The 22,979-nt window shown below is 33.5% G+C and carries 24 protein-coding genes and 1 other RNA gene; 24 read left to right on the forward strand and 1 reads right to left on the reverse strand.

Features of this window, described 5'->3' with window-relative positions; genetic code table 11:
• The first annotated feature begins 27 nt into the window (after positions 1-27).
• The 4 genes from rnpB to K8P03_RS08070 all read left to right on the forward strand — a co-directional run bounded on the left by rnpB (position 28) and on the right by K8P03_RS08070 (position 3,798).
• An RNA gene (rnpB, locus tag K8P03_RS08055) (RNase P RNA component class A) lies at positions 28-367 on the forward strand.
• A gap of 253 nt (positions 368-620) precedes the next feature.
• The gene (locus tag K8P03_RS08060) at positions 621-1,967 is read left to right on the forward strand and encodes a C40 family peptidase (protein WP_223420177.1); all 1,347 of its coding nucleotides are present in this window, start codon (positions 621-623) and stop codon (positions 1,965-1,967) included.
• A 53-nt stretch (positions 1,968-2,020) separates the two neighbouring features.
• Positions 2,021-2,806 carry a bifunctional 5,10-methylenetetrahydrofolate dehydrogenase/5,10-methenyltetrahydrofolate cyclohydrolase gene (locus tag K8P03_RS08065; protein WP_223420178.1) on the forward strand — a complete coding sequence of 262 codons (786 nt, stop codon included), beginning with the start codon at positions 2,021-2,023 and terminating at the stop codon, positions 2,804-2,806.
• Positions 2,806-3,798: a lipid II:glycine glycyltransferase FemX gene (locus K8P03_RS08070; protein WP_223420179.1), complete on the forward strand. Its 993-nt coding sequence runs from the start codon at positions 2,806-2,808 to the stop codon at positions 3,796-3,798. The genes K8P03_RS08065 and K8P03_RS08070 overlap by 1 nt, the downstream gene beginning before the upstream one ends.
• Before the next feature lie 97 nt (positions 3,799-3,895).
• Here the strand turns inward: K8P03_RS08070 and tpx are convergent, their stop codons facing one another.
• Complete coding sequence (gene tpx, locus K8P03_RS08075) at positions 3,896-4,408, reverse strand: thiol peroxidase (RefSeq protein WP_223420180.1); 513 nt, start codon at positions 4,406-4,408, stop codon at positions 3,896-3,898.
• A 161-nt stretch (positions 4,409-4,569) separates the two neighbouring features.
• Here tpx and K8P03_RS08080 point away from each other — a divergent pair, with 161 nt between their 5' ends.
• From K8P03_RS08080 to upp, 20 genes are all read left to right on the forward strand, one after another.
• On the forward strand, positions 4,570-5,220 hold the full coding sequence (locus tag K8P03_RS08080) for a 50S ribosomal protein L25 (RefSeq protein ID WP_223420181.1): 651 nt from the start codon (positions 4,570-4,572) through the stop codon (positions 5,218-5,220).
• A 109-nt stretch (positions 5,221-5,329) separates the two neighbouring features.
• The gene (gene tmk / locus K8P03_RS08085; RefSeq protein ID WP_223420182.1) at positions 5,330-5,953 is read left to right on the forward strand and encodes a dTMP kinase; all 624 of its coding nucleotides are present in this window, start codon (positions 5,330-5,332) and stop codon (positions 5,951-5,953) included.
• 1 nt (position 5,954) lies between these two features.
• Entirely contained in the window at positions 5,955-6,284 is a 330-nt protein-coding gene (locus tag K8P03_RS08090; protein WP_209771648.1) for a cyclic-di-AMP receptor, read from the forward strand.
• Positions 6,281-7,069: a DNA polymerase III subunit delta gene (locus K8P03_RS08095; protein WP_223420183.1), complete on the forward strand. Its 789-nt coding sequence runs from the start codon at positions 6,281-6,283 to the stop codon at positions 7,067-7,069. Before K8P03_RS08090 ends, K8P03_RS08095 begins: the two co-directional genes overlap by 4 nt.
• The gene (locus tag K8P03_RS08100) at positions 7,069-7,878 is read left to right on the forward strand and encodes a PSP1 domain-containing protein (RefSeq protein WP_223420184.1); all 810 of its coding nucleotides are present in this window, start codon (positions 7,069-7,071) and stop codon (positions 7,876-7,878) included. Before K8P03_RS08095 ends, K8P03_RS08100 begins: the two co-directional genes overlap by 1 nt.
• 123 nt (positions 7,879-8,001) lie before the next feature.
• Positions 8,002-8,175, forward strand: a complete 174-nt coding sequence (locus K8P03_RS08105) for an indolepyruvate ferredoxin oxidoreductase subunit alpha (protein WP_223420185.1) — start codon at positions 8,002-8,004, stop codon at positions 8,173-8,175.
• Between the two features lie 326 nt (positions 8,176-8,501).
• Positions 8,502-9,095: a transposase gene (locus K8P03_RS08110; RefSeq protein WP_223420186.1), complete on the forward strand. Its 594-nt coding sequence runs from the start codon at positions 8,502-8,504 to the stop codon at positions 9,093-9,095.
• Between the two features lie 23 nt (positions 9,096-9,118).
• Positions 9,119-9,952: an IS3 family transposase gene (locus K8P03_RS08115; protein WP_263285031.1), complete on the forward strand. Its 834-nt coding sequence runs from the start codon at positions 9,119-9,121 to the stop codon at positions 9,950-9,952.
• Between the two features lie 209 nt (positions 9,953-10,161).
• Positions 10,162-11,322: a hypothetical protein gene (locus K8P03_RS08120; protein WP_223420187.1), complete on the forward strand. Its 1,161-nt coding sequence runs from the start codon at positions 10,162-10,164 to the stop codon at positions 11,320-11,322.
• The gene (locus tag K8P03_RS08125) at positions 11,323-12,072 is read left to right on the forward strand and encodes a TraX family protein (RefSeq protein WP_223420188.1); all 750 of its coding nucleotides are present in this window, start codon (positions 11,323-11,325) and stop codon (positions 12,070-12,072) included. It abuts the gene before it with no gap.
• A 7-nt stretch (positions 12,073-12,079) separates the two neighbouring features.
• On the forward strand, positions 12,080-14,173 hold the full coding sequence (locus K8P03_RS08130) for a Tex-like N-terminal domain-containing protein (protein ID WP_223420189.1): 2,094 nt from the start codon (positions 12,080-12,082) through the stop codon (positions 14,171-14,173).
• Positions 14,173-15,885 carry a proline--tRNA ligase gene (locus tag K8P03_RS08135; protein WP_223420190.1) on the forward strand — a complete coding sequence of 571 codons (1,713 nt, stop codon included), beginning with the start codon at positions 14,173-14,175 and terminating at the stop codon, positions 15,883-15,885. The genes K8P03_RS08130 and K8P03_RS08135 overlap by 1 nt, the downstream gene beginning before the upstream one ends.
• A gap of 60 nt (positions 15,886-15,945) precedes the next feature.
• The gene (gene fba / locus K8P03_RS08140) at positions 15,946-16,812 is read left to right on the forward strand and encodes a class II fructose-1,6-bisphosphate aldolase (RefSeq protein ID WP_223420191.1); all 867 of its coding nucleotides are present in this window, start codon (positions 15,946-15,948) and stop codon (positions 16,810-16,812) included.
• A 42-nt stretch (positions 16,813-16,854) separates the two neighbouring features.
• Positions 16,855-18,162, forward strand: a complete 1,308-nt coding sequence (gene rho / locus K8P03_RS08145; protein ID WP_223420192.1) for a transcription termination factor Rho — start codon at positions 16,855-16,857, stop codon at positions 18,160-18,162.
• Positions 18,163-18,228: 66 nt separating this feature from the next.
• Entirely contained in the window at positions 18,229-18,432 is a 204-nt protein-coding gene (rpmE, locus tag K8P03_RS08150; RefSeq protein WP_004828860.1) for a 50S ribosomal protein L31, read from the forward strand.
• Between the two features lie 52 nt (positions 18,433-18,484).
• Entirely contained in the window at positions 18,485-19,279 is a 795-nt protein-coding gene (gene prmC, locus K8P03_RS08155) for a peptide chain release factor N(5)-glutamine methyltransferase (RefSeq protein WP_223420698.1), read from the forward strand.
• A gap of 3 nt (positions 19,280-19,282) precedes the next feature.
• Positions 19,283-20,359: a peptide chain release factor 1 gene (gene prfA, locus K8P03_RS08160; protein WP_223420193.1), complete on the forward strand. Its 1,077-nt coding sequence runs from the start codon at positions 19,283-19,285 to the stop codon at positions 20,357-20,359.
• On the forward strand, positions 20,360-21,298 hold the full coding sequence (locus K8P03_RS08165; protein WP_223420194.1) for a cation diffusion facilitator family transporter: 939 nt from the start codon (positions 20,360-20,362) through the stop codon (positions 21,296-21,298).
• A complete protein-coding gene (locus K8P03_RS08170; protein WP_223420195.1) occupies positions 21,299-22,333 on the forward strand; it encodes an L-threonylcarbamoyladenylate synthase in 1,035 nt (344 codons plus the stop codon).
• A gap of 8 nt (positions 22,334-22,341) precedes the next feature.
• Positions 22,342-22,971, forward strand: coding sequence for a uracil phosphoribosyltransferase (gene upp, locus K8P03_RS08175; protein WP_223420196.1), 630 nt, complete (start codon positions 22,342-22,344; stop codon positions 22,969-22,971).
• Positions 22,972-22,979: the final 8 nt, after the last annotated feature.

Here is a 22,979-nt window from a genome sequence, read left to right on the forward strand (position 1 = left end):
TACGATAAAAAGGGGTATCTTAACTAGGGAGTAAATCAGATAATCGCGGGGCGTAAGTCACGAGGAAAGTCCGTGCACCATAGAGCAAGGATGCTTGATAACGTCAAGTAGGAGTGATCCTCAGGCAAGTGCAACAGAAAGTATACCGCCAATTTTGGTAAGGTTGGAATGGTGAGGTAAGAGCTCACCAGCTGTCCTAGTGATAGGCAGGCTATGTAAACCCCATCCGGTGCAAGAACAAAATGGACATTAGGAGGCTTGCTCGGCCCGGTCCGGAAAATGGTAGTTCGCTTGAGCTTATTAGTAATAATAAGACTAGATAGATGATTATCCACGACAGAACACGGCTTATAGATTTACTCTATACATAATTAGCACACAATTAGTTACAAAAAATTAATTGTGTGTTTTATTTTTTACACTTATTGGTAAAATATTTTATTTATATTGGGAAATTTTAGCTGAATTTACGAATATATATAAAATAACTCTATTAAGTGTAATTTTTTTGTAACTAATTATTGACTTTTTTGTTAAAAAGATATAGAATTAACTTAGATTTCAAAAACAATTAACAAATAGATTTACAATTCATGACAATTATGGAGGAGTAATTTTTTATGAGTAAGAAAAATATAGGAGCAGCATTATCGGTTATAGCTGCATCAGCGGCTGTTGCTACAGCATATGCTACTACTGTAACAGATTTAGAAAATGATAAACATACTAATTCATTAATTACTGAAGAAAACAAGGAAGTTGATTCTTCTTATTCTTTCGTTAAGTCTGATTATACAAAAGAAGTTAAAAATACAAAGATCGCAGGCAAGGCAAGAGATTCTAAAAAAGCTAGCCAAGAGATCAAAAAAGATATTATTATAGAAAAAACAGCCAAGACTCTAGTTGAGACACAAATTGTAAATGCTGAGAAAAAAGCAGAAGCAAATGAAGATGAAAATGAAGTAGTTGTCTATGATGACAAAAACTTAGATGAAATCATCGAAGAAAAAGCTCAAGCCGAAGTTAAGGATGTAGTTGTATACGATAATCAAAACATAGATGAAGTTGCTAAAGAACAAGTTGCTACATATAAAGAAAATACAGAAGTAGCTCCATTAGCAGAAGAAAAAGTTGCATCTGCAAAGGTTGAAGATCCTGTAGTTTCTGATAAATTCGTAAATACTGCAAGTTTAAATATTAGAGCATCTAAGGATGCATCAACTTCAGATAACATAGTAAGAACTATCAAAGCTGGAGATAAGTTAGTTGGCCATGTTGAAGGAAACTGGTTTGTAACAAATGAAGGTTATGTAAGCCTTGATTATCTAGCAAACTATTATCCACAAGACTTAGTTAACAAAGTAAACGCTGAAGAAGAGGCTAGAAGAGCTCAAGAAGCAAAGGCAGCAGAAGAAGCAAGACTAGCTGAAGAAGCTAGAAGAGCTCAGGAAGCTAAGCAAGCAGAAGAAGCAAGAAAAGCTGAAGAAGCAAGAAAGGCTCAAGAAGCTCAAAAGCAACAAGTTAAACAAACTGTTCAACAAGTAGAAAAAGTTGTTCAAGAACAAGCGGTAAATACACAAGCACCTGCCGGTCAAGGTGCCCAAGGTGCTGTAAATGTTGCTAGCCAATTTGTTGGTTATTCATATGTTTGGGGTTCAGCAAACCCAAGTGTTGGTTTTGACTGTTCAGGTCTTACATCTTATGCTTACAAGCAAGTAGGCGTAAACCTTCCACACAGCTCTCAAGCTCAATTTAATAATGGTTATGCTGTTGATACCAACAATCTAAAACCAGGAGACCTTGTATTCTTCTCATTTGGTGGTGGCTCAATCGACCACGTAGGTATGATAACAAGTTCTGATGGATCTTTCATCCATGCATCTACACCTCAAACAGGTGTCAGATATGACAACATATTTAATGGATCATACCAAACAGCTTTCAGAGGCGCTAGAAGAATATACTAAGAAAAATTATATGCCCAGGGCAATAGCTTTGGGCATTTTTTATTAGGAAAAATATGGAATTATTAAATACAAAAACTTTAAGAAAAGAAATAATATCTAGACTACAAGACTACGATTTTAAAAATAAGATAATTCTTCTAAGCAAAAACCCAAGCGAGGAAGTAAACCACTATAAGGATGTTATCATAAAAAGGTGTCAAGAGTTTGGAATTACTTATATTGATAAGATTTTTAAGGAAGAAAGTCAAGAGGAAATTCTAGATTTTTTATCATCTTTTGATAAGGAAGATGGATTTATAATTCTGGCGCCCTTTGGTGACAGGGAAGACTTGACTATGCTTAAAGAAAATATTGGCCTTAAGGATTTAGATTCTTTTACCTACAAAAGTCTAGGAAAAATCCTTGATGGGGATAAAAACTCACTTCCTGCAACAGCAAGGGCTGTAGTGAGCTTTATGGACCATGAGGGAGTTGACTATAAGGGTAAGAGAGTAGTTATAGCTAATAATACAAATATTATCGGTAGGCCACTTGCTATGTATTTAGCAGCTAAGAGGGCAAGTATTACTATTATCAATAGTCTTACAGAAAATCCTAAAGACCTTATAAAAAATTGCGATATTTTTATCTCAGCAATAGGAAAAGCTCATTTTTACGATAAGACTTACTTCAAAGATGGTCAGCTTCTTATTGATGTGGGAACTTCATACAAAAATGGTAAGATAATAGGAGATATTGATAGTGATTCAATATCAGATATGGACGTAAAATACCTAGGAAGTAAAAATGGGATTGGATCAATTACGACTATAACTTTAGTGGAAGGACTAATATATTAATGCCTATAGTAAATAATGACCAAGATTTAATAAGATATAATGATTTTGTAAGAAATTCTGAATATGCCAGACCAATGCAGGATACAAATTGGTCAAAAATAAAAAGTAACTGGACCCATGGCTTTGTTTATTTAGAAGAAAACAAACAGATTATCGCAGCTATGTCTGTAATTGGGATTAAAAATACCAATGGCAAACACTTTTTATATGCACCAAGAGGACCTGTTTGTGATTTTAAAGATACCAAGCTTGTAGAAGCCCTAATCAAAGAAGCAGAGCCTTTAAGAGAAAAATATGATGCTTTTCTTTTGAGGATGGATCCAGAATTAAATTTCGATGAAAAACTCGTTTATGATTATAGAAAAATGGGTTATGATTTTAGATCTGTAGGCATAGACACTCACGCCTTTACCCAGCCAAGATATAATATGATAATTGATTTAAGCAGCCAGGATGAAGATGAAATTTTTGAATCATTTTCATCAAAAGGTAGATACAATATTAGAAAATCAATCAGAGCAGGAATTAAAACTATTTGCAAAACAGATGAAGAAAGCCTTGATATTTTTTATGAACTTACAAAAATAATGGCTGAAAGACAAGGTATAGGTCATAGACCAAAAGATTACTACGAAAGATTGATTAAATATTTAGATGGAAAAATTTTTCTTTCATATTTTGAGGATAATCCTTTATCAGCTTCACTTTTGATTCCTTATGGAAATAAGGTTTACTATCTTTATGCTGCTAGCTCTAATGAGATGAGAAATAAGATGCCTAACTATAATATGATTTGGGAAGAAATAAAATGGTGCCTTGAAAATAATTATGACTATTTAGATTTAGGTGGAACTTTTAGTCTCGATACTAATGATGGCCTATATAGGTTTAAACAATCATTCTGCTATCCAGATAAGTATTCAAACTTCATAGGCGAACTTGATGTTGTCTATGATAGGGAAAAATACGAAGAATTTTTAATAACAAAATAAATTACTCAATATAAACAATATATACTAAAAATTTTTTATTGAGAAGCAAAAAAGACGAGAAAATTTTCTCGTCTTTTTTAGATTTATGAACTAATTTTTATTTATCAAGTGATTTTGCTATCTTGATTGCTTCTTCATATTCAGGAAGATCAGTGTTTTGACCTAGGTATTGGACATATTTTATGGTGTTATCCTTATCTAGTACAAAAACAGAACGGTTTAATAGTTTTAATTCCTGGATTAGGGTGCCGTATCTGCTAGAGAAGTCTCTGCAGTTGTAGTCTGATACAAATTTAATTTTATCGGTTTTTTTAACCTTCTTAAACCTTTGTTGGGCAAAAGGTAGGTCATTTGAGACTGTAACAACGACAATATTATCTGAGAAAAACTCAGTTGCTTTTTGGAACATTTTTGTTTGTAGTTCGCATACATCAGTATCTAGGGATGGAACGACTGACAAGATTTTTATTTTTCTTCCCTCTTCTTCATAAAAATGATATTCAGTTAAGTCCATCTTATCTGCCTTAAAATCTGGCGCCTTATCGCCAACCTTTAATTCATCTCCGAGAACTGTGATATCTACAGTGCCGAATTTTCCTTTTCTTGGCATATTATTCTCCTTTTGGTTTCTTTTTCTTTTCCGTCTTTCCTATATTTTATAACAAAGTGGAATTTTAATCAATTAAAATTGAAAATAATTAGATTAAGAGATATTGTAAATAAGGCAAGGATGGGGTATAATTAGCTAGTATGAATAAATAAGGAGGCAAAATGGCTAAAATAGTTTTACAAGCAGAAAAAAGAGAAGCTACTGGTAAAAATCAAGTTAAAAAACTTAGAAATAAAGAACTTATCCCAGGAGTTATCTATGCTAAAAATCAAGAAAATGTAAATGTTCAATTTACAGCTAGAGATTTTGAAAAAGTACTTAGACAAGCTGGAACATCTACTATTATTACATTAGACATCGAAGGTGAAGGTAAGGAAGTTCTTATAAAGGAATTTGCTAGCCACGCATACAAAAACCAATTCTTACACGTTGATTTCCAAGCAATCGACCAAAACGAATCAATCAGAGTTACAGTTCCTGTTGTCCTAGTTAACAGAGATGATATGAACGAAGTTACAGGTGTACTTGTACAAAACCTTGAAAGCGTTGAAGTTGAATGTCTACCAAAATACATCCCACAAACAGCAGATGTTGATGTTAAGGAAATGGCAATTGGTGACAACATGACTATTGCAGATCTTGATATAGCATCAAACGAAAACATCACAATTCTTGCTGATGAAGATGAAGTAGTATGCTCACTACAAGAAGTTTCTGAAGAAGAAATCGTTGATGAAGAAGCTGAAGCAGCAGATGCAGCAGACGTACCAACAGTTGGCGAAACTGAAGAAGACGAAGAAGACGCTGAATAAGATTTAAAACCATTGGTCTTTAAAAGAAGGACAATGGTTTTTTTATTTGCAAATTTTTATAGAATAACAATAGTAGACTAAAAATGTAATTTTATAGTATAATGAATGTATGAATGGAAAATTTATAGTTTTTGAAGGACCTGATGGATCCGGCAAAACCACAATAATAAAAAAAGTTAAAGAGCTACTAGAAAATAAAGATTACTCTATATCCTATTATAGGGAACCAGGTGGGACAGATATTTCTGAAAAGATTAGGTCTATTATTATAGACAATGATAACCACATGATGGATGCTAAGACTGAAGCCCTCTTATTTGCTTCATCAAGAGCTCAGCTTGTTGCAGAAAAAATCCTTCCAGACCTTAAGGCAGGAAAGATTGTCATTTGTGATAGGTTTGTAATGTCATCTCTCTTATACCAAGGCCTGGGAAGGTCACTTGGAGTAGAAAATGTGAAAAGTATAAATGACTTTGCAACAGGTGGACTAAAACCTGACCTTACTTTATTTTTTAATATAGACTACAAGACAGCCCTCGAAAGAAAAAGAGCAAATTTTTCTCCAGATAGGCTAGAAAATGAAGATTTTTCTTTCCATAAGACTATTTTTGATGGCTATTTGAAGATGGCAGATCTTTATAAGGATGAAATTAAGAAGGTCGATGCAAGAAAATCTATAGAAGATTTGACAGAAGATGTTATAAATATCATATATCAATTATTGGAGGACTAAGATGAAATTATTGGTAGCTATAGTACAAGATGCAGATGTTAATTTTTTAATTGATGCCTTAACAGAAAAAGGATACAGGATAACAAAATTATCTACCACAGGTGGTTTTCTTAAAAAAGGCAACACAACACTACTAATAGGTGTGGAAGAAGCAAAACTTGATGAAGCCCTAGGAGTAATTGAGAAAAACTGCAAGAAGAGAAATACAACTACCACAATTATAAATCCAACAGGCGAAAGTTCACTTATTAGCTCAACTGTGCCAATAGAAATAAGTGTTGGCGGAGCAACCATATTTATAATTGATGTTGAACAATATATACAACTATGAGCTTATTAGATAGCCAGCTAAAAAATAATAGCCTATCTAATGCTTATATAATTGAGGGAGAAGATTTAGCCCATAACCTTGAATATGCCAAAGATTTTGCTAAAAAAGTCTTTGGATCATATGGCTTAAGTACAAAGCTTGAGACAAACCCAGATATGGAAATAATTGATAAGGACATAATCGATATAGGAACTATAAGAAACCTTATCAAAGACATGGTAATAAGACCAGTAAATAATAAGATTAAGGTTTACCTTATCCATAACGCTCAAAATTTAAGGATAGAAGCGGCCAACGCCATGCTTAAGAGTCTTGAGGAATTAAAAGCCTATACTTTAATTGTATTTACAATTGATAATGCAGGTAAGATGCTTCCCACCATTAGGTCAAGGTGTCAGATAATCTCCTTAAATACAACAAATAATGACCTAGATATAGATATGGAAAGATTATCTGAAATTTTTTCAAAGATTTTCCAAGGAGACCTCGCAGTTTATTATAAAGAGAGGGAATTTTTGCTTTCTTTTAAGGAAGATAAAGCAAGCCTAATGGAAGGATTGATTAAAATCTTATCAGACACAATCAATAATAAGTATATGGCTAGTGCAGGATTTGCTAGCTATGATTATAATATAGAAAGCATTTCTAGCCTAGATTTAGCTGGTATAGAGAGGCTTTTGGCTAAGTTTGAGAAAATATATTCATCCTTTAGGAATAATATAAATTTTGAGTTGAGTGTTGAAAATATATTTTTTAATATATATAGAGAAGGCAGGCAAAGTTAATGAATGTAGTTGGAATAAGATTTAAAGATGCGGGAAAGATATATTATTTTTTCGCTAATAATTTAATTCTGAATTTTAAGGACAAGGTAATAGTAGAAAGCTCGAATGGTTTGGAACTAGCGGAAGTTGCCTTGGCCAATATTGAAATAGATGAAAAGAAGTTTGATAAAACTCTTTCACCAGTTATAAGAAAGGCGACAGAAAAAGACCTAGATATTTATAGGCAAAACCTAGAAGATTCTGAAGAAGCAATTAGAATTGCCCAAGAAAAGGCGAATTTCTATAGGCTAAAAATGAAAATAGTCGATAGTGAATATAGTTTTGATAGGACAAAAATCACTTTTTATTTCACAGCTGATAAGAGAGTTGACTTTAGATCACTTGTTAAAGACCTTGCCTCTATATTTAGAAATAGGATAGAACTAAGACAAATAGGGGTGAGGGACCACGCTAAGCTTAAGGGATTTTATGGAACATGTGGACAGAAGTCTTGCTGTTCAAGATTTATGTCTGATTTTTCGCCTCTATCTATAAAAATGGCCAAGGATCAAGGAATCACCCTAGATCCTGCAAAAATTTCTGGTATTTGCGGTAGGCTAATGTGTTGTCTTTCTTTTGAGGAAGAAAATTATGTTAGGGCTAGAAGATATATGCCAAGACCAGGAACTATGGTTCAAACAGAAGATGGAGAGGGTATCGTCCTTACTAATGACTTTGTAAAAGAAATGTGCAAGGTGAGAGTAAAGACAGAGGACGATGTAGAAATAGAAGAATATTATAAGGCAAGCGACCTTGTCAAATGTAAATGATAATTATTATCAATTTGCATAAATAATCATTATTTTCCGTTTTTAGGTATAAAAATATAAAAAAAGTTGACATTTGGTGTATATAGTTGTATACTAATCATATAACAAATATAGGAGGAAATTATGGCATACAAAATAGATGAAAATGTTTGTATTTCTTGCGGTTCATGCGAAGGTGAATGCCCAGTAGGAGCAATCTCACAAGGCGATGCAGCTTATGAAATAGATTCAAATGCATGTATTGATTGTGGTGCTTGTGCAGCAGTTTGCCCAGTTGAAGCAATCGATCAAGAATAATATACTACATAAAAAAACAAAGGCTCCCTTGGGGGTCTTTTTATTTTTCTCGATTCTTCTCTTAGATTATAGTAGAGTTTTAAAACTCATATATTTTTTTGAAAAACTTTATGGAGAATATAGGTACAATATATTTTTTAAAAGCAGTTGTGGATTAACTTATTTAGTTATATCAACATTTTAAGTATGAAGATTAAAATTTTATTTAAGTTGAAAATAATTATAGAATGGATATCTGAAAATAATTGTTAAAATCAAAACCCTAAAATCTGAACTGACCCCCAAAAGTTAGACCAAAAAACTAACTAAAGGAGGTCAGTTTTTTAATGGCAAAATATAGCACAGAATTCAAAATGAAAGTAGTAAAAGAATATTTAGAATCCAATATCTCATATAGATCTTTATCAGATAAATATTGCATACCGGATAAAAGTGTAATAAGAAGATGGGTAAATGCATACAAATCACAAGGCTATGAAGGACTAAAAGTAAAAAGAGAAAATACACAATATACTTTGGAATTTAAGTTAAATGTAGTAAACTTGTACTTAACAGGAGAAATGTCCTATCAAAGCCTAGCAAATGAATTAAAGATAAACAATCCATTAATGATAGCAAGATGGGTAATAGACTTTAGAGAAAAAGGCATAGAAGGACTGAAATCTAAAAAGAGAGGAAGACCTTCAAAAATGTCAAAATCCCCAAAAAAATCAAAAGATACTAAAATAGAATCATCAGCACAATTAACCAACGAAGAAGATAATTCCTTAAATGAAGCACAACTAAAAGAAAAAATAAAGAAATTAGAAGAAAAAAACTATTGGCTCCAACTAGAAAATGATGCAATAAAAAAAAAGATAGAATTATCTCAAATGACAGATACAGAAATAAGACAATTGCTGAAACAATTGAAGTCTTAAGAAGTAAATACAAACTAAAAGACTTGTTAAAATACTTTAATATTGCCAAATCAACATACATGTATTGGCAAAAACGATTAAATAAACCAAATAAAGATATAGAAATAGAAAAGAAAATACTTAAGATAAGAAAAGACAATCCAAACTATGGCTACAGAAGAATAACAGCTATGTTAAAAAGATCAGGACTAATAATAAACAAAAAGAAAGTACAAAGATTAGTTCAAAAGTTAAAACTTCAAGTAAAAAGTTATTCACGAAAATCTAGAAAATACTCATCCTACAAAGGACAAGTAGGAAAAATATCAGACAACAAAATAAAAAGAAACTTCAAAGTAGAAAAACCATACATAAAAATAACAACAGACACAACAGAATTTAAGTATTTAGAAAAAGATAAAACAGGAACCTACCAAATAAAGAAACTCTATCTAAACCCATACCTAGACATGTACAACAGTGAAATACTAAGCTATGAAATATCAAAACAACCAACAATAGAACCAATCTTGAAAGCCTTAGACAAAGCAATAAAGTTAACTAACAAAACAAAAGAAAAAAGAATATTCCACTCAGATCAAGGATGGGCATATCAAAAAAATCAATACACATCAAGACTTGAAACAAACGGCATCACCCAATCTATGTCCAGAAAAGGCAACTGCTTAGACAACTCACCAATGGAAAACTTCTTTGGAATATTAAAACAAGAAATATATTACGGAAGAAAATTCTATTCATACGAACACTTAAAACAGACAATAGAAGATTTCATAAAATATTACAACGAAGAAAGAATAAAAGAAAAATTAGGATACTTATCACCAATAGAATACAGAAAGAAGAATGCAGCATAAAAATTTCCTACCCCTAGGGGTAGGAAAGAACAAAGAAATACCAGAGCTAGTTTAGTTCTAACTCTGGTATTAGGTCCAACTTTGTGGGGTCACCTTAATCCAAATGTGGATATTGGGGGTTTTTAATTTTCCCTATGCTTATATTAAAAAAAATCAAATAAACATTGTTAAAATCAAGGAATTTGATATAATTATATAATGGAGACAATATGGATATAGACGTAATAATAAATCAAATTTACAATTTAATATTAGATAACCAAATATTGGGTTTTGCCATTGGTGGTTTTGTAGTTTTGCTTTTAATTTTTATTATATCAAAGACTTTTAGAAAGTCTGGTCTATTTTTATTAGCCAACACATTTTTGATTGATTACACCATTAGGTCCTTGCCATTCCAAATCTATACCTATTATCCAATAGTCCAACAAATAATAACCGGGCTTTATGTTCTTGGATTTTTAAATTTCCTTATCAGGGTAATAGTAATGGTTGTAAAGATGAGCAAAAGAAAGACTAATGAAGAAGAAAAGTCAAGCCTTCAAAACTTTATGGAATTTACAGGCATAAGACCATTTTTCCTAATGCTTATAATTAACCTAGTCAATTTTAATTCCTATATACCAAAAAATATCATTTCACTTCTAACAAGCCTATCTTTTTTGTATATGGCCTTTAGAACACTTTATTCTACTTATTTATATTTAAGTGAAAAAGAAAGTCTACCTATAAAAGATGATATGGATTTTGATGATATAAAGGCTTACCTTTATGATCCTGATGATAAGGCTAGTAAAAATTATGGAAGGATAGTTAGGAAGGATTTGAATAAGGAATCAAAACTAAGTATCGAGCCTAAAAATAAGAAAGCTAAAAAGGAAAAGTTTACTGACCCAATTTCCATTTCTGAAATAAATAAAGATGTTAGGGATATGGAAATGCTTAAAAATATCGAAAAAGACCTATCAGATAATGATGTGATTAAGTTAATTGAGGAGTCAAATCCAAATATTACAAAAATCTCCCTTACAAATCTTAAAACGGGAGATGAACATTCCTACACCAGCAAGCGTGCTAATTTCCACGTTGATGAAGACCATGAATATAAAATAAGTTTGAGTTTTGAAGAATATAATGACTATGATTATGGAAGATTTATGGACCTTCTTATTGCCTACGGGGTGGAAAGGGAAGTTTATAAATTCGAACTTACTGTAATTTCAAAACTTAATGAGGATTTTAAACTGGTATTTTTTGACCCAAGCCAAATTATAGATATAGATAAACAAGGAAATGTAAGGCCGTCTGGTAAAGATATATCAATGATTTTCCCTAAGTATAAGATAAATTTCATCAAGGGGAATTATTAGATGAGTGATAATAAAAATTTTATAAAAGCTTGGCAGGTTGATCGCCCTTATTTAACAAGCGGTCATTTAAAAATAATCGCCTGTGGTGCCATGTTTTTAAGTCACTTAGCCCAATGTGGATTATTATACATGTTAGAGTTTACCAAAATTGCAGATTTATTTATGCTGATTGGGAGAATTTCCATGCCACTTTTTTGCTTCATGGCTGCTCAGGGAATCTTACTGAGCAAAAATCCTAAAAATTATTTGAGTGGGCTATTAATCTTTGCTTTTTTATCGGAAATCCCATTTGATCTGGCAAGTACAGGCTATTACTTTTTTATTTATAGCCAGAATGTATTCTTTTCCCTATTTTTGGGTGCATTTATGGTTTACCAATGGGAAAAGATAAGGAAAAGTGAATTAAATGAGCTTTTAAAATTTTGCTTTGCTATCATAATTTTCTTAGGAATTTATTTTTTGGCAGGTTTTTTTATGACAGACTACGATTCTAATGCTATTGTTGCTATTGGTCTATTATACTTGGCCAAGGAAAGTAGAATTTTAACGGCTCTTGCAATCCTAATAGGTTTTGCTTTTGAAGCAAGGATTGGTGGAGATTACTTATCAATACCCTACATGGTTTACCTATCAATTCCTCTAATATTTTTATATAATGGAAAAAGAGGTACCTATAATAAGTGGTATTTTTATGCCTTTTATCCAGTCCATTTGATACTTATTTATTTATTGAAAATTATATTATTATAAGGAAAATATGAATATTACAGAAATTTTATCAAAAGAATTAAATATTAATGAAGAAAGAATAGAAAATGTAATTAAACTTCTTGATGAAGGCTCAACTGTTGCCTTTATCGCTAGATACAGGAAGGAAGTTACAGGCAATCTTACTGATGTTGAGATTAGAGAAATAGAAAAAAATCTTTCTAGACTTCGTAATATAGAAAAAAGACAGGAAGAAATTATAAAGTTAATTGACGAAAAAGGCCAATTAACAGATGAACTTAGGGAAGAAATTCTTGCAAGTAATTCTTTAACCATTCTTGAAGATATTTATGCCCCATATAAGTCAAGAAGAAAGACAAGGGCTGATATTGCAAGAGAATTCGGCTTAGAGAAATTTTTAGAAAAACTTCTTACAGAAATATCTAGCGAAGAAGAAGCTGTTGAGGCAGCTAAGGATTATTTCCAGGAAGGTCTAGATTATGAAAAAGAAGTTATAGAAAGATCCCTTGATATCCTTGCTGAAGATATAGCAAATACAATTGATGCAAGAAATATAATTAGGCGTGACGGTTTGTTGAGAGCATCTTTAATTACAAGTCTTAAGGCAGAAGATGATAATCTATACGAATCATACCATGATTTTTCTAAAAAATTAAAAGATCTTAAGTCTTTCCAGGTTCTAGCCATTAACAGAGCAGAAAAGGAAGACATACTTACTGTAAAAATCGAATTTTCAGACGCCTATAACAAAAGCCTAATTTATAAGCTGGTTAGCCAGGATAGGGACTTTAATCCTTACCAAAAAGAATTAGTAGACTTAACTATAGATGATGCTTACAAGAGACTCATGCTTCCTTCAATTACAACAGAGCTTCGTAATAAGCTTACAGAAGAAGCAAGCGATGAATCAATTAGAGTTTTTGGAAATAACTTAAAACCTTATCTCCTACAAAGGCCTATTAAGGGACAGGTGGTAATGGGTCTTGACCCTGGTTTTAGGACAGGATGTAAGGTTGCAGTCGTTGATAAAAACGGAAAATACCTAGACCAAGCTGTTATTTATCCAGTAGAACCTCACAAAAAAGAAAAAGAAGCAATTGCAACCTTAAAATCCTTAATCGAAAAATATGGAGTAACTTTAATAGCTCTTGGAAATGCAACTGCTTCTAGGGAAACAGAACTTGTTGTTGATAAATTAATTAAGGAAGTAGATGGCGTTTCATATGCCATAGTAAACGAGGCTGGTGCCAGTGTTTATTCTGCATCAAGCCTAGGCGAAGAAGAATTTCCTGACCTTGATGTTACCATCAGAGGTGCAATATCAATGGCAAGGCGCCTCCAAGACCCCATGGCTGAACTTGTAAAAATTGAACCAAAACACATAGGTGTTGGCCAATACCAACACGACCTTGATGGGAAAAAACTTGACGAAGAGCTAGCAAAAGTTGTAGAAGATGCTGTAAATGAAGTTGGAGTTGCTATTAACAATGCTTCCTACAAGCTTTTATCCTACGTGTCAGGTCTAAACCAAAATCTCGCAAAGAGAATAGAAGAAGACTTCAAAGATGGAAAGATTGTTTATAGGAAGGACCTCTTGGATGTGAAGGGATTGGGTAAAAAAACTTATGAACTTGCTGCAGGCTTTTTAAGGTTCCCATCATCACCAGAAATCCTAGATAATACTGCAGTCCATCCAGAATCCTACAAAATAGCCAAAAAAATCCAAGGCTTAGATTTGGATAAGATTGATATAGAAAAGCTTGCCCAAGAACTTGAAGTGGGAATACCAACACTTGAGGATATTATTGCAGAGCTTAAGAAACCTGGACGTGATCCAAGGGAAGATAATCCAGAAGTCCTTACCAAAAAGGAAATAATGGGTATAGATGATTTGAAAGTTGGAATGGTTCTTAAAGGCAAGGTAAGAAATATAACTGACTTTGGTGCCTTTGTAGATATCGGGGTTGGAACAGATGGTCTAGTTCATGTTTCAGAGATTTCCGATAAGTTTGTAAAAAATCCACATGATGAATTGACAAATTCGCAGGTGGTAAGTGTTAGGATTATAGAAATAGATAAGAAAAAAGAAAGAATTGGTCTTTCAATGAGGAGTGTGAATTAATGAGATTATCGAATTATTATATGCCAACCCTAAGACAAGATCCGGTTGATGCAGAAACAGCCAGCCATAAATTGTTAGTAAGGGGAGCATTCATCAGACAACAAGCTTCAGGAATTTATTCCTTCTTACCTTTTGGACAAAAAGTTTTAAATAAGATTGAAACTATAGTTAGAGATGCTATGGATAGCCACGGGGCTATTGAGGTTTCAACTTCAATCCTCCAACCAAGACAAATTTGGGATAAGTCAACCAGATGGGAGACCTTTGGTCCTGAGATGTTTAAATTAAAAGATAGACACGACAGAGAATACGCCTTAGGTCCAACAGCAGAGGAATCTTTTGTAGACCTTATAAAGGACGAATTAAATTCTTACAAACAATTACCATTAAATTTATATCAAATCGTTGATAAGTTCAGAGATGAAAAGAGACCAAGATTTGGAATCAACAGGTCAAGAGATTTCCTCATGAAAGATGCCTACACCTTTGATGCTGATCTAGAAGGCCTTGAAAAGTCTTACATGAATATGTGGAAGGCCTATGAGGTTGCTTTTGATAAGATGAAACTCGACTACAAAATCGTAGAAGGTGACTCAGGAGCCATGGGCGGTCACAAATCTCATGAGTTTATAGCACTTTCTGAATCTGGTGAAGGAATTATTCTTTATACAGAAAACAGCGATTCTGCCTATACAGATGAAAAAGCAAGGTCTATTATTGAGCCACTCAAAGAAGATTTAAAGGATCTTGAACTAGTAGAAACTACAGATAAAAAGACTATTGAGGAAGTATCAACTTTTTTAAATACAGAAGCAAAAAGATGCGCTAAGGCAATTGACTTAATTGTTGAAGACGAACCAGTCTTTGTATTTGTACCAGGTGATAGGGAATTAAATATGGCTAAGCTTATTTCTTACCTAAAAGTTCCAGAGCATGAAATCGAGATGGCTGATGACGAAACTATTGAAAAACACACCAAGGCACCAGCGGGATATACTGGTCCAATTGGTATAGAAAATGCAAGAGTTATTGTAGATGAATCACTTACAAGAATAAACAACCTAGTAGTAGGAGCGAATAAACCTGGCTATCACTATATCAATGCAAACTTCGGCAGAGACTTCGAAGGCGAAGTGGCAGAAGATTTGATCCTAGCAAAAGAAGGCGACCAGGCTTACGATGGATCTGGCCTTTATAAGGCAGCTAGGGGAATTGAAGTAGGAAATATTTTCCAACTTGGAACAAAATACTCTGAAGCTCTTGAGGCTAATTTCCTAGACCAAAATGGAGTTGCTAAGCCATTTATAATGGGTTCTTATGGTATAGGTATCTCAAGGTCAATTTCAGCTGTTGTGGAGCAATACCATGACGATAAGGGCATTATCTGGCCAACAAGTGTAGCCCCATTTGAAGTAATAATTACCCTAATTAAACCAAATGATGAAGAACAAGCAAACTTAGCTGAAAAAATCTATAAAGAATTAAAGGCAAAGAAAATTGATGTTCTCCTTGATGATAGAAATGAACGCCCAGGTGTCAAATTTAACGACAGGGACCTAATCGGTATCCCATACAGGATTACGGTTGGAAAAGATGCAGTAAATTCTATTATTGAATACTCAACCAGGGCTGAAATGGAAAATAAAAACCTAGATGCTGACGAAGCAATAAAATTAGTTTGTGAAAATATCTATAAAGATTTGGAAGATTAATCCAAGATAGGTATGATATATAATATAGAATTAAATAGGGCATAGCCCGGAGGAGAAAATATGTTAGTTAATGCAAAAGAAATGTTAGACCTAGCCTATGAAAATGGCTACGCTATTGGACACTTTAATACCAACAACCTAGAATGGACAAAGGCAATCCTACTTGCTGCTGAAGCAAAAAAGACTGCTGTTATTATTTCATCTAGTGAAGGTGCTGCAAAATACATGGGTGGTTTCAAAACTGTTGCAAACCTTGTTAAAAACTTACACGATGCACTTGGAATCACTGTTCCAGTAGCTATTCACTTAGACCACGGCTCATACGAAGGTGCTAAGGCTTGTATCGAAGCTGGTTACACTTCTGTTATGTTTGATGGTTCTCACTTCCCAATCGAAGAAAACCTTGAAAAAACAAGAGAAATCGTAAGACTTGCTCATGAAAAAGGCATCTCAGTTGAAGGTGAAGTTGGCGGTATCGGCGGCGAAGAAGATGGAGTTACATCTGCTGGCGAACTTGCTAATGTTGAAGAATGTAAAAATCTTGCAGCTTGTGGAATCGACTTTTTAGCAGCAGGTATTGGTAACATTCACGGTGTATATCCAGCTGATTGGCAAGGCCTTAACTTTGATAGACTTAAAGAAATTTCTGATGCAGTTAAAATGCCATTAGTTCTTCATGGTGGTACAGGTATTCCTGATGATCAAATTAAAAAAGCTATCAGCCTAGGCGTTTCTAAGATTAACGTAAATACAGAATGCCAAATCGCTTTTGCTAAGGCAACTAGAGAATATATCGAAGCTGGAAAAGACCAACAAGGAAAGGGCTTTGACCCAAGAAAACTTCTTCTTCCAGGAACAAATGCAGTTCAAGCTTTAGTTGAAGAAAAAATTGACATGTTTGGTAGCGAAAATAGCGCTAATAAATAAGAACAAATTAAGGGGCTTTAGGGCCCTTTTTTGTATAAAAATATGGATAATTTAAAAGAAAAAAAATTAGTTGACCTTAGGGAAATTGCCAAAGATTTAGGCATTGAGTCAATTAGCAAATATAGAAAAGATGAATTAATTAAACTTATTGAAGAAGAAGAAAATAAAAAGGAAGAAGAAAGCAAAGAAGCTAGAGAAAATGACTTGGGCGCCAAGTTTGACTGTGACGGTATCTTAGAAATCCTACCAGATGGTTTTGGCTTTTTAAGAACCCAACTTTACGAATCTGGAGACGATGACATATACGTTTCACCAAAGCAAATAAAGATGTTTAGGCTAAAGACGGGGGACTATATTGAAGGAATCGCAAGAGAAAAACATGATAAGGATAAATTTTCTCCTCTTATTTTTGTTTCAACTGTAAATGGTATAAAGCCAGCCGATGCCTTCAACAGAGATTTATTTGAAGATTTGACCCCTATATATCCAAACGAAAGGATAAGTGTAGAAACTGATCCTAAAAATATTTCTGGAAGGATTATTGATGTAATTAGCCCTATTGGTCGTGGCCAAAGAGGACTTATTGTTTCTCAGCCAAAAGCAGGAAAGACTACTTTAATTAAGGACATAGAAAGGTCTTTAGAAAAAAATTACCATGACCTAAAAATAATTGTCCTTCTTATTGATGAAAGGCCAGAAGAAGTTACAGACTTTATAAGGTTTGTAAATGAATATAGGGATCCTGATAATGTTTTGATGCGTACAGAGGTTGCTGCATCTACTTTTGACATGCCTCCACAAAGTCATATTGATATAGCAGAAATGGTTCTTGAAAGGGCAAAAAGATTTGTCGAAGAGAAAAAAGATGTGGTTATTCTTCTAGATTCCCTAACAAGACTTGCTAGGGCTTATAACATAATGACTCCTCAATCAGGTAGGACACTTTCAGGTGGTCTTGACCCTCTAGCCTTAGTTGGGCCAAAGCAATTTTTTGGTGCTGCAAGAAATATTGAAAATGGCGGTTCATTAACAATCCTTGCAACAGCCCTAGTTGACACAGGATCAAGGATGGATGATATGATCTTTGAAGAATTTAAGGGAACAGGTAATATGGAAATCCACCTTGATAGACGACTTTCAAATAGGAGGATTTTCCCAGCTATTAATATCGAAAAATCATCCACCAGACGTGATGACCTTCTATTAACTAAAGAAGAACTTGAAGCAGTTTATAAATTAAGAAAATCAGATTTAGACACTACTGAATCAATAGTTGAACTTTTAGATTGGATGAAGAGGACCAAGTCTAATAAACAATTTGTAGAATTAATAAATTCATCTATTAAATAACTTGATATTAATATTTGAGCAGGTATAATTTATATTGCTTATTGAAATGGAAAATAGAGGTGAATTATGAATAAAGAATTACATCCAGAATATCACCAAGCCAAAGTAACTTGCATGTCATGTGGCAACGAGTTTACTGTAGGTTCAACAGAAGAAGAAATCAAAGTAGAAGTTTGCAACAATTGTCACCCATTCTACTCTGGTAAACAAAGAACTGCTGAACGTGGTGGTAAGGTAGAAAGATTTAACAAAAAATACGGTAGAAAATAATAGTATGAAAGATAATAAGGTAAGGCAACTTACCTTATTTTTGTGTAAAATAATGAAAATATCAGACTTTTTAAAAATTGATTATGAGACAAGCCTAATTGCTCTTACTTATATTTTGGGAAAAAGTAAGTCTTATGTCTTAATGAATCAACATTTAGAATTAAATAACAAGCAAATTGAGCGATTAAAGGATATAATAGATAAGAGAAAAGACTCTTATCCACTCCAGTATGCTATAGGCGAGTGGGAATTTTATAATCTTAGACTTAAGGTTGACCAAAGAGCCTTGATTCCACGTTTTGAAACAGAAATAATAGTGGATAACCTAATAAAATCTCCTATAAAAAAAGATAGGATATTGGATATTGGGACAGGTACTGGAGCTATTGCTTTATCGCTAGCAAAGAATATTGGAAATTCTTATGTTATCGGGTCTGACATTGAGGATAAGGCCCTAAGTCTCGCAAGGGAAAATAAAGAATTTACAGGAATAAAAAACGTTGAGTTTATAAAATCAGACCTGTTTAAAGATATTAAAGGGAAATTTGACTTAATAATTTCAAATCCTCCTTATATCAATAAAAAAGATTATGATGCTCTTGATAAAGAACTTTATTTTGAGCCAAAGTCTGCACTTTATGGTGGGGAAGACGGGCTAGATTTTTATAGGGAAATAATAAAAAATGCTAACAACTTTTTAAACGACCAAGGTCACTTAGTCTTTGAAATAGGTTATGATCAAAAAGAAGTTTTAAATAAGCTTCTTATGGACCAGGGCTTTATTAACATAGAAAATATAAAAGATTTTAATGATTTTGATAGGTTTATTATTGCACAGAAAGGATAGAAGATGTTTGAAAATTTAGAGCATGTTAGAGAAAATTACAAACAATTAGAGGCGAAACTAGCTGATCCAGCAGTATTATCTGATATGGATCAGTTTAGGAAGGTATCTAAAGAATATAATTCTTTAAAACCTGTTGTTGAAAAATACGAAGAAATAAAAAATGCTGAAGACACCATAGCTGAAAATCAAGAACTTATAAATGAAGCTGATGATCAGGAAATGGTTCAAATGCTAAAAGATGAGATAGAAGAAAACAAGGATAAACTAGAAGTCTTAAAAGATGAGATGCAAATTCTTCTAATCCCAAAAGATCCTAATGATGAAAAAGACGTAATTGTTGAAATCAGACCAGGAGCTGGTGGAGACGAGGCGGGCCTTTTTGCTGGAGACCTATACAGAATGTATAACATGTACGCAGATAAGGCTGGTTTCAAGACAGAAGAAATTGAAGTCAATACCCAAGGTGTTGGCGGTATTAAAGATGCGACCTTCGTTGTAAGAGGAGAGGGAGCTTATTCAAAATTAAAGTATGAATCAGGTGTACACAGGGTTCAAAGGGTTCCAGAAACAGAATCTGGTGGTAGAATCCACACATCAACTGCAACTGTAGCCGTTCTGCCAGAAGTAGACGAAGTAGAACTTCACATAGATCCAAATGACATCAGAGTAGATGTATATAGGTCAAGCGGTAATGGTGGTCAGTCAGTAAACACAACTGACTCAGCTGTAAGGCTAACTCACATACCAACAGGTCTAGTTGTTGCCATTCAAGATGAAAAAAGTCAGATAAAAAACAAGGAAAAAGCTATGAGAGTTCTTAGGGCAAGGCTTTTTGAACTTGAAGAGCAAAAGAGAAATAAGGAAATAGCTGACAACAGAAAAAGCCAAGTTGGTACAGGAGACAGGTCTGAAAGAATTAGGACCTACAACTTCCCACAAGGAAGAATTACAGACCACAGAATTAACAAGACAATTTACCAACTAGATGATTTTCTAAATGGAGATATAGAAGATATGATCAATTCCCTAATCGCAGAAGATCAAACTAGAAAACTTGAAAAAGTAGGCGAGGACGAATAATTGTTTGATATTTTAGCCAATAGATTCGTAAAAGATTATAAAAATATCGATGACCCTGAAGTTAGGCTTAATCTAATCAGTCTTTCTTCCATCATGGGTATTGGCATGAATATTATTCTTTTCCTATCAAAAATATTTTTGGGAATTTTTACCAAGTCTACTGCTATCTTAAATGATGCTTTTAACAACTTATCAGATTCAGTGGTTTCAATTATGTCTCTGGTGGGTTCTAGCTTTTCAAAAAAACCAGCTGACGAAGAGCATCCTTTTGGGCATGGCAGGGTTGAGTATGTAATGGCGCTTTTGGTTTCGATTGTAATTGTTTATGTGGGTATTAATTTATTTATTAATTCTGCGAAAAGCTTTAACGATCCGAACCCAAATGGCCTAAGCTTATTATCTTTCATAATACTTTTTGCTGGTATTTTGATTAAAGTCTATATTTACTATCTAAATTCAAGACTTTATAAGGATTTAGAATCAGATTTAAATCTTGGAGTAATGCTTGATGCAAGAAATGATATAATCTCAACCACAGCTATAATTCTTGGTGTTTTTTTGCAAAGATTTGTAAACTTCAACCTAGATGCGGCTATGGGTGTTGTTGTAGCATTTTTTGTAACTAAACCTGGTATAGACTTATTTAATGAAACTGTTGGCTATCTTTTAGGTGAAAGAATTGATGAAGAAATAGAAAAGAAAATTTCTGAGATTCTTTTAAGTGGGTCTTATATCATCGGTTTTCACCACTTAGACATCCACCAATACGGCAAGGGACATATTGCGGGATCTTGTCATGTGGAAGTGCCAGGAAACCTAACAGTAGCAGAACTTCACAAAGAAATAGATCGAATCGAAAAAAAGATTAGGAAAGAAACAGGGGTAATTCTTACCCTCCACGCTGACCCAACCTACAATATCTTAGATAAAGAAGGTTAAATGAAAACTGAAATTTTAATAATTGACAGAGAAAATATAAATAAGGCTTATATAAAAAAAGCGGCAGACCTCATAAAAGAAGGAGCCCTAGTCGCTTTTCCAACAGAAACAGTTTATGGTCTTGGTGCTGATGGTTTAAATAATGAAGCCAGCAAGAAAATTTTTAAGGCCAAGGGTAGACCTGCTGATAATCCACTTATCTTACATATTTCCCATATATCTATGTTAGATAATTTAGTAGAGGAAATAAGCGAAAGCCATAGGAAATTATTTGATCTTTGGCCAGGGCCAATGACTTTGATTTTTAAAAAATCTAGATTAATTCCTGAGGCAGTGACAGCTGGTGGTGATACAGTGGCAATAAGATTTCCATCTGATGAGATTGCAAGAGCTTTGATAAGTGAGGCGAATACCCCAATAGCAGCTCCATCCGCCAATATTTCTGGTAGACCTTCGCCTACTAAGGCAGATGATGTTTACCAAGATATGGACGGGATAATCCCTCTAATAATCGACGGAGGAGAATCAAATATAGGAATCGAGTCAACAGTAATAGACTTGTCAGGAGAAAGTCCAACAATTTTAAGACCAGGGTATTACACTTATGAATTTTTAAAAGAAATACTTCCCGATATGAGGCTTGATGATAGTCTAGTAGATTCTACAAAGATACCAAAATCACCTGGACAAAAGTACAAACATTATGCACCAAAGGCAAATCTTAGGGTATTTATAGGAGAAAATGTACCGGATTATTTATTAGACCTTGCAGAAGAATATAAGTCTCAAGGAAAAAAAGTTGGAATCTTAGCTTTTGATGAAGATAAAGATAAATTTGCTTCCTACCCATATATTTCTCTAGGTTCAAGGATTGATTTATCAACTATGAGCCATGTCTTATTTTCATCTCTAAGGGAGATGGATAGACTAAAAGTTGACATAATTCTTGCAGAAGGTGTAAGGGAAAATCATTTGGGTAAGAGTATAATGAATAGGATGAAAAAAGCAGCAGCAAACGATGTAAATTATATATAGGAGAAGATATGAAAAACGTAACAGTATTAGACCACCCAGTTATAAAACATAAAATTTCTATACTTAGAGATAAAAATACGGGTTCAAATGAATTTAGGTCCTTGGTAACAGAAATTGCCATGATTCTTGCCTATGAGGCAACAAAAGATCTTGAACTTGAGGAATATGAATTGGAAACTCCAGTTGCAAAGACTACTGGATACAGACTTACAGGCAAGAAAATCGGTATAGTTCCAATTCTTAGAGCAGGTCTTGGCATGGTTGATGGTGTACTAGAAGTTTTGCCAGCAGCAAAAATTGGTCATATTGGTATGTACAGGAATGAAGAAACCCTTCAACCAGTTGAATACTACTGTAAACTCCCTAGCGATGTTGAAAACAGGGATATCTTAGTTGTTGACCCTATGCTTGCTACAGGTGGTTCTGCTTGTGATGCTATAGATAGACTAAAAGAATATGGATGCAAATCTATAAAGTTATTGTCAATAATTGCAGCACCAGAAGCTTTTAAACTCCTAGAAGAAAAGCACCCAGATGTTAAAATTTATATTTCTCAATTAGATGAAAAACTAAACGAAAATGGTTATATTGTTCCAGGCCTAGGAGATGCTGGAGATAGATTGTTTGGAACTAAATAAGGAATGAA

This window comes from Anaerococcus murdochii, assembly GCF_019957155.1.
Lineage (GTDB): Bacteria > Bacillota > Clostridia > Tissierellales > Peptoniphilaceae > Anaerococcus > Anaerococcus murdochii.

Bases quoted from the DNA above. Each gene is read 5' to 3' on its own strand.
- K8P03_RS08060 (WP_223420177.1), top strand. From the start codon at position 621: ATGAGTAAGAAAAATATAGGAGCAGCATTATCGGTTATAGCTGCATCA.
- K8P03_RS08065 (WP_223420178.1), top strand. From the start codon at position 2,021: ATGGAATTATTAAATACAAAAACTTTAAGAAAAGAAATAATATCTAGA.
- K8P03_RS08070 (WP_223420179.1), top strand. From the start codon at position 2,806: ATGCCTATAGTAAATAATGACCAAGATTTAATAAGATATAATGATTTT.
- tpx (WP_223420180.1), bottom strand. From the start codon at position 4,408: ATGCCAAGAAAAGGAAAATTCGGCACTGTAGATATCACAGTTCTCGGA.
- K8P03_RS08080 (WP_223420181.1), top strand. From the start codon at position 4,570: ATGGCTAAAATAGTTTTACAAGCAGAAAAAAGAGAAGCTACTGGTAAA.
- tmk (WP_223420182.1), top strand. From the start codon at position 5,330: ATGAATGGAAAATTTATAGTTTTTGAAGGACCTGATGGATCCGGCAAA.
- K8P03_RS08090 (WP_209771648.1), top strand. From the start codon at position 5,955: ATGAAATTATTGGTAGCTATAGTACAAGATGCAGATGTTAATTTTTTA.
- K8P03_RS08095 (WP_223420183.1), top strand. From the start codon at position 6,281: ATGAGCTTATTAGATAGCCAGCTAAAAAATAATAGCCTATCTAATGCT.
- K8P03_RS08100 (WP_223420184.1), top strand. From the start codon at position 7,069: ATGAATGTAGTTGGAATAAGATTTAAAGATGCGGGAAAGATATATTAT.
- K8P03_RS08105 (WP_223420185.1), top strand. From the start codon at position 8,002: ATGGCATACAAAATAGATGAAAATGTTTGTATTTCTTGCGGTTCATGC.
- K8P03_RS08110 (WP_223420186.1), top strand. From the start codon at position 8,502: ATGGCAAAATATAGCACAGAATTCAAAATGAAAGTAGTAAAAGAATAT.
- K8P03_RS08120 (WP_223420187.1), top strand. From the start codon at position 10,162: ATGGATATAGACGTAATAATAAATCAAATTTACAATTTAATATTAGAT.
- K8P03_RS08125 (WP_223420188.1), top strand. From the start codon at position 11,323: ATGAGTGATAATAAAAATTTTATAAAAGCTTGGCAGGTTGATCGCCCT.
- K8P03_RS08130 (WP_223420189.1), top strand. From the start codon at position 12,080: ATGAATATTACAGAAATTTTATCAAAAGAATTAAATATTAATGAAGAA.
- K8P03_RS08135 (WP_223420190.1), top strand. From the start codon at position 14,173: ATGAGATTATCGAATTATTATATGCCAACCCTAAGACAAGATCCGGTT.
- fba (WP_223420191.1), top strand. From the start codon at position 15,946: ATGTTAGTTAATGCAAAAGAAATGTTAGACCTAGCCTATGAAAATGGC.
- rho (WP_223420192.1), top strand. From the start codon at position 16,855: ATGGATAATTTAAAAGAAAAAAAATTAGTTGACCTTAGGGAAATTGCC.
- rpmE (WP_004828860.1), top strand. From the start codon at position 18,229: ATGAATAAAGAATTACATCCAGAATATCACCAAGCCAAAGTAACTTGC.
- prmC (WP_223420698.1), top strand. From the start codon at position 18,485: ATGAAAATATCAGACTTTTTAAAAATTGATTATGAGACAAGCCTAATT.
- prfA (WP_223420193.1), top strand. From the start codon at position 19,283: ATGTTTGAAAATTTAGAGCATGTTAGAGAAAATTACAAACAATTAGAG.
- K8P03_RS08170 (WP_223420195.1), top strand. From the start codon at position 21,299: ATGAAAACTGAAATTTTAATAATTGACAGAGAAAATATAAATAAGGCT.
- upp (WP_223420196.1), top strand. From the start codon at position 22,342: ATGAAAAACGTAACAGTATTAGACCACCCAGTTATAAAACATAAAATT.